Consider the following 6,055-nt stretch of genomic DNA (forward strand, 5'->3'; position numbering starts at 1 on the left):
GTGGGGCACCCATAGGCAGGGGGGCCGCTGCGGACCGGGTCCCGGCGTCCTTCGGGCCGACCTGGGGCCCGCTGGCTGCGGGCCGTCCGAAAGCCGTTGTCTACTGAACGCCGGGGCCCCGTCCGGGTCGCACCCCGCCGACCGGCTGAAACCTTCCCGCGCTCGCGGAACGCCAGGGCTGGGCCTGGCTCCCAGCGGTGGTGCGCCGGTGCGGCACACCACCCCTGACCCAGCGGCGTTCGGCCGGGTGTGGAAGAGGCCGGACGGTCGTCCTGTGGTGGACTCGCCGAACCTACCCGCCCGCGGCGCCTCACTGTCAACACGTGTTTCACCTGCACCGTTGCGGGGAAACGCCAGGTCAACGACGAAGATCCGCAGGTCGCCGGGCAGCACGGGGATCATGGACCCGACGTGCGAAATGTCCCGGACGTCACCCGTTCGGTCGCCTGAAGATGGTTTGTCCCCCCACGACGGTCTCCAGGCATTCCGGCAGCGGGCGGCACGGCGTCAGATCGGGCAGCCCCGGCGTGCCGGAGCGCGGGTCGGTCGACCAGCGCGCCACCCGGTCGTCCGGTGCCTGCACGATCAGTTCCCCGGTGCGCCAGAGGGCGTAGTCGGCGGGTGCGCCGGGCACCAGCGTGCCCGCGTCGTCCCGCCCGATCGCCCGCCAGCCGCCGCGTGTGTGGGCCGCGAAGGCGGCGCGCACGGACACCCGGTGCTCCGGGGTGCGGTGGAAGGCGGCGGCCCGGACGGTGCCCCACGGGTCCAGCGCGGTGACCGGGCTGTCGGAGCCGAGGGCGAGCGGCACACCGGCCTTCAGGAGCGCTGCGTACGGGTTGAGCGTCCGGGCCCGCGCGACGCCCAGGCGCGCCGCGTACATGCCCTCCTCGCCGCCCCAGGCCGCGTCGAAGGCGGGCTGCACGGAGGCGGTTAGGCCGAGTTCCGCGAAGGCCGCGACCGTCGCGGGCGTCAGCATCTCGGCGTGCTCGACGCGGTGGCGCGCCGCCCGTACGCGGGCCACCCCGATCCGGTCGGCGACCGCGCGCACCCCCTCGACGACCACCGCGACCGCGGCGTCGCCGATCGCGTGGAACCCGGCCTGGAGCCCGGCCTCGGTACAGGCGGCGACGTGCGCGGCGACGTCGGCCGCGTCCAGGTGCGCCGTGCCGGTCCCCGGGGCGTCGGCGTACGGCTCGGCCAGGCAGGCGGTGTGGGAGCCGAGCGAGCCGTCCACGAAGAGGTCGCCCGCGGCGCCGAGGGCGCCGAGCTCCCGCACCCGCAGGGCGTCCTTCTCGTCGGTGACGTGCTGCGCCCAGTAGCCCTGGACGCGGGGGCCGTCCCCGCCTGCGGCGAGGGCGAGGAGCGCGGTGAAGTCGTCCTCGTCGGAGATGTCGGGGCCGCCGCACTCGTGCACGGAGCCGATACCGAGCGACGCGGCCCGCGCGAGCGCGGCGCGCTGCGCCTCGGCGCGGTGCGCGGGCGTCACGGCGGCGTGCGCCGCGGCCCGTACGGCGTGGTGGGCGTCGCCGGTGAGGGGGGCGTCGGCCGCGTAGCCGGTGCGGCGCGTGACCCCGGGGACGAGGTCGAGCAGGGCGGTGGTGACGACGGCGGAGTGCACGTCGACGCGGGTGAGGTAGAGCGGTCTGCCGCCGGTCGCCTCGTCGAGCTCCGCGCGGGTCGGCGGACGCAGTCCCGGCCAGCGCGCCGCGTCCCATCCGTGCCCGAGGAGGACCCGGTCGGCGGGGTGGGCCGCGGCGTGGGCACGGACCCTGCCGAGCGCGTCGGCGAGATCGCGCGCGCCGGACAGGTCGAGTCCGGTCAGCGCGAGCCCGGTGGCGGTGGTGTGGACGTGTGCGTCCGTGAACGCGGGGGTGACGAGCGCGCCGTCGAGGTCCACCACCTCGTCCACGCCGGTGGCGAAGGAGTCGGCCGCGCCTTCCGAGCCGACCCACGCGACGTGCCCGCGTTCCACGACCATCGCGGTCGCGAACGGGTCGGCGGGGCTGTGGACTTCCCCGCCGCGCAGCAGCACGGTGCGGGACGGGCTCTCGGAGGCGGTGCTCGGGTTCATGGCCCCAGTCTCCCGCCTCCGGCGCCGGCGTCAGATCCGGGGCGGCCGCGACTCGTAGGGGGTGGAGAGGACGACGGTGGTCCTGGTGGAGACGCCCGCGAGCGTGCGGATGCGGGTGAGCAGGTCCTCCAGCTGCACCGGGGCGGACACGCGCACCTTGAGGATGTAGTTCTCGTCACCCGCGACGCTGTGGCACGCCTCGATCTCATGGATGCCGGAGAGGCGCTCCGCGATGTCGTCGGGGGCGCTCGGGTCGAACGGCTTGACCGAGATGAACGCGGTCAGCGGCAGGCCCACGGCCTCGGGGTCCACGACGGCCGCGTATCCGCGGATCACGCCGCGCTGTTCCAGCCGCCGTACCCGCTGGTGCACGGCCGATGTGGACAGGCCGGTGGCCTTGCCCAGGTCGGTGTAGCTCATCCGGCCGTCCTTGACGAGCAGTTCCACGATCCGACGATCCAGCTCCTCCATACGGATCAACCTATTCCCCCAGGTCGCTCCCGGCACAGCCGAACAGCGGGTGCGATGATCCTCGGGCGCCCCGTGTGATGAACACCACAGGTTTACCGTGCGGTCGTTCGAGACCTCGCGGTTACCCGGCGCGCACGACGGGAAGTGCTTGCTGTGGTCGAGACCACACGAACCTGGTCGGCCCATCCGAGGGGGAATGACTCCAATGCAGAACCCGAAGCGCACCGGTACGTCCGGACCGCCGTCCGTCCGTTTCGACGACCGCGGGGACCCGGCCGGTCCGGACGGTTACGGGGACGTCGAGTCCGACGACACCTTCGAGATGTACCGCGTGGTCTGCCCCGCCTGCGCGCAGCCGATCGCCCTGCTCGCCGACGAGGACACCCTCCCGGAGCACGCGCTGTGCCCGACCCGCTGGAACCCGTTCGTGCTGTCCGTCTGCGCCGGTACGGGCAGCGCGGCGGCGGACGCCCGCCCAGCGGACGCGGCGGCCGGGGCGCACGAGCGGGACGCAGGACTGCTGCTGACGCTGCCCCAGGGCCTCGACTGGCGCACGCAGCCCTTCTCGCACGCGGGGGGCCAGGCGGCGCACCGTACGGCCGCCTGACGGCGCGTACGGGCGTACCTGGCGGATCGGACGGCTCGCCCGGCGGCCCGCGCGGGACGCCGACCGCCCCCTCCGCCACCGCGCTGCTCCTCAGGGCTCCGGAGTGTCCTCCTGGGAACCCGCCTCCGGCTCCCGGCCGGTGACGGGGTGCCAGTCCGGGTCGGGCGGCGGCGAGGGGCACTCGGGCGCGAACTCCTCGATGGTGTCGAGCGTGTGCCGGAGCATGCGCACGAGCAGGTCGCGCGGGATCTCCAGGACGAGCTCCTGGTGGCCGAGCCATTCGAGAGTGAGCCACTCCACGCTGCTCAGCCAGCCCAGCAGGGCGAGCCTGGCGATCGCCGGGATGTCCTGCCTGCCGTACGCGCCCTCGGCGAGGGTCAGGACGAGCCCCTCCCGTACGGCGTCCCTGATGGCCTGCACCTGGGTGTCGAAGCCCACGCCGCCGTTGATGATCGTGCGGTAGGCGGACCCGTTCTCCTGCGCGAAGCGGAGGTACGCCTCGACGGTGCGCTGCACGCGGATGGCGCGGGGCAGGCCCGGGTCGCTCGCGGCGAGCGTCACGAGTTCGTGGACGGAGTCCTCCACGATGGCCAGGTAATAGCCGCGCTTGCTCTTGAAGTAGTAGTAGATCAGGCCCTTGGCGACCCCGGCCTGCCGGGCTATGTCGTCCATCGACAACGCGTCGTAGGAAGTGTCCGCGAACAACTTCCGGCCGGTAGCGATGAGTTCGGAACGCCTTAGCTGCGATCGTGCCGAAGCGCCGCTCTGCTGGCTACCGTTCACACTCGCGCCCTGCCCTCCGGCTGTCACGGAACGGCAGTATGTCAGAGTCCGGGGACGGCCCGGCCCGGGGTTACCGGCGGACACCGCAGGTCGCACGGGCGCGGGCGGCCCGGACGCGACGCGCCCCGGCGCCGGGCGGTGTGCCGGGACACCCACCGCGCCCCGGCACACCGGGCGTTCAGAGCAGCCCGAACGACCTCAGGGCGCGCTCCTGCGCCTTCGTCGGCCGGGGCGGCCAGTAGACGTAGACGATGCCGCCGGAGCCGGAGGCGACGCTCCCGGTGGCGGTGTAGCGCTTGGTGCGCAGCCAGATGGTCTCGAACTCGGAGCGCTTGTAGACGTTGCGCACGGCCGCGTCGTCCTCGGACGCCGGGTCGTGGGCGATCACGTCGCCGTCGGCGGTGAAGCCGGCGATCGCCATCAGGTGGCCGGAGGTCCCGTAGCCCGCGCCGGTCAACTCGCTCGCGAGGAAGGACTGCGAGGTGATGACGGGGACGCCCGCGCCGATCAGGGTCTCGATGTCGGTGAGCGAACCGAGCCTGGTGACCGCCGCGTTCAGGCCGCGGCTCGCCGCATAGGCCGCGTTGAAGGGCCAGTTGCCGCAGCCCTCGTACTGGTAGTCGTACGTGAAGCGGGCCGCGTTGTCGACCTGCGGGTCGGCGTACGACGGGTCGACCCAGGCCAGTTCGGCGCGGGTCGGGCCGTGGCCCCAGTAGTCCAGGACCATCGACGAGGAGGTCGGGCTGCACCACGCCTCGCCGCCGTTGTCGTACTGCGGGTACTGGCCCTTGTGAATGTCCTGCGAGTAGGCGGGGACGCGCAGTTCGCGTGCGAGGCCCGGCTTCGAGGTGGGCACGGTGAAGCGCGCCGGAACGGCGGAGGCCATGGCCCCGAGGCGCCGTACGACGGGCGTCAGGCGGGTGCCCGGCTTGCGGTACAGGGTCAGCCGCAGCTGGTACGCGGCGACGCGCAGGGCTCCCGCCTCGTCGTCCAGGGCGAACGTGTCGGTGGAGATGGACGAGTGCCCGTCGGCCTGCCCGTCCACGGAGGTGCGCCGGATGTCTCCGTCGCCGTCCCCCGCCGTCCAGCGGCCCATCACGTACCAGGGGGTGGACGTGCCGTCCGTGTAGCGGCCCTGGAGCTCGACCTGGAGCCAGGTGCCCGCCGGTGTGTCGGCGTTCCAGTGGGCGACGATCTCGGTGGCGGCGACCGGGGTGCGGTGGACCGGGCCCGTCCAGGTCGCGTACTCCCAGGTGGTGGTGGTGTTGGTGTGCGGGTCCGCGTAGTCGGTGCTGCCGACGGGGTCGGCGATGACGAGCCCGTCGGTGTGTCCAGGAGCCACGCCAGTGCCCCGGCCGGCGCCCGCGCGCCAGCCCCGGGGGCCGGACCAGAACGCGTTGTCGACGGAGCTCTTCGCGGCTCCGCGCATACGGGGGCCCGCGGCGGTGTCCGCGGGCGCGGCGAGCGCGGGAGCCGCGGAAGCCGCGCCGGCGCCCGCTGCGGCTGCCACCGCGACGGCGGCGGCGAGGACGGATCTGCGCGAGGTGTGCATGGTCATACGGCCTCTGTTCGGAAGGTGGCACGGCAGTCGGCGGGTACCGGCTGGCCTGGGGTGCGGCTCGTGGCCCACTATTGCCCGTCCCACCGGCCCGATGCCACACCTCGGCGCCGACTCGCTCGGGCGTTTATTGGTCTCGACCACTGGCGCCGCCTGCGACGACGCCTCCCGGGCCGCCCTCGCACCCGGCGGCGCGCGTAGGCTGACCGGATGGACGACCTGCCCGCCACCGCGGCCCTGCTGGCGGCCGCGCCGCCGTCCTGCGGGCCGGTGCGGCTGGTCGCCGTGGACGGCCACGCGGGCTCGGGCAAGAGCACGTTCGCCGGGCGCCGCGCGCCGGCGCGCGGCGGGGCCCCGGTCCTGCGGCTGGACGACATCGCCACGCACGACGAGCTGTTCGCGTGGCTGCCCCGGCTCGACGAGCAGGTGATCGGGCCGCTGTCGCGCGGACGGGACGCGCGGTACACGCCGTACGACTGGACGGAGCGCCGGGACTACGTGCCGCGCACCCTGGCCGACGCCCTCGCCGACGTACTGGAAGGGGTGGGCGCGGGGCGGGCCGGAC

Annotated in this window: 5 protein-coding genes and 1 pseudogene; 2 read left to right on the top strand and 4 right to left on the bottom strand. The window is 74.1% G+C overall.

The window, feature by feature from the left end; translation table 11 throughout:
• Nucleotides 1-430: 430 nt before the first annotated feature.
• Both LCE31_RS35150 and LCE31_RS35155 read right to left on the bottom strand, forming a co-directional pair.
• A complete protein-coding gene (locus tag LCE31_RS35150; RefSeq protein ID WP_225021809.1) occupies nucleotides 431-2,071 on the bottom strand; it encodes an amidohydrolase in 1,641 nt (546 codons plus the stop codon).
• Between the two features lie 30 nt (nucleotides 2,072-2,101).
• Nucleotides 2,102-2,542 (bottom strand): Lrp/AsnC family transcriptional regulator, encoded by a 441-nt coding sequence (locus tag LCE31_RS35155; protein WP_225021811.1) that lies wholly within the window; start codon nucleotides 2,540-2,542, stop codon nucleotides 2,102-2,104.
• Between the two features lie 205 nt (nucleotides 2,543-2,747).
• Between LCE31_RS35155 and LCE31_RS35160 the strand changes: the two genes are divergently transcribed.
• Nucleotides 2,748-3,149 carry a hypothetical protein gene (locus LCE31_RS35160; RefSeq protein ID WP_225021814.1) on the top strand — a complete coding sequence of 134 codons (402 nt, stop codon included), beginning with the start codon at nucleotides 2,748-2,750 and terminating at the stop codon, nucleotides 3,147-3,149.
• A 90-nt stretch (nucleotides 3,150-3,239) separates the two neighbouring features.
• Here the strand turns inward: LCE31_RS35160 and LCE31_RS35165 are convergent, their stop codons facing one another.
• Together LCE31_RS35165 and LCE31_RS35170 are read right to left on the bottom strand one after the other, a co-directional pair.
• Nucleotides 3,240-3,932 (bottom strand): TetR/AcrR family transcriptional regulator, encoded by a 693-nt coding sequence (locus tag LCE31_RS35165; RefSeq protein ID WP_225021816.1) that lies wholly within the window; start codon nucleotides 3,930-3,932, stop codon nucleotides 3,240-3,242.
• 178 nt (nucleotides 3,933-4,110) lie between these two features.
• Entirely contained in the window at nucleotides 4,111-5,490 is a 1,380-nt protein-coding gene (locus tag LCE31_RS35170; protein ID WP_225021818.1) for a C39 family peptidase, read from the bottom strand.
• Nucleotides 5,491-5,700: 210 nt separating this feature from the next.
• Between LCE31_RS35170 and LCE31_RS35175 the strand changes: the two are divergent.
• A pseudogene (locus LCE31_RS35175) lies at nucleotides 5,701-6,055 on the top strand (hypothetical protein); the annotation flags it as partial.

The organism is Streptomyces sp. 8L, assembly GCF_020176795.1.
GTDB lineage: Bacteria > Actinomycetota > Actinomycetes > Streptomycetales > Streptomycetaceae > Streptomyces.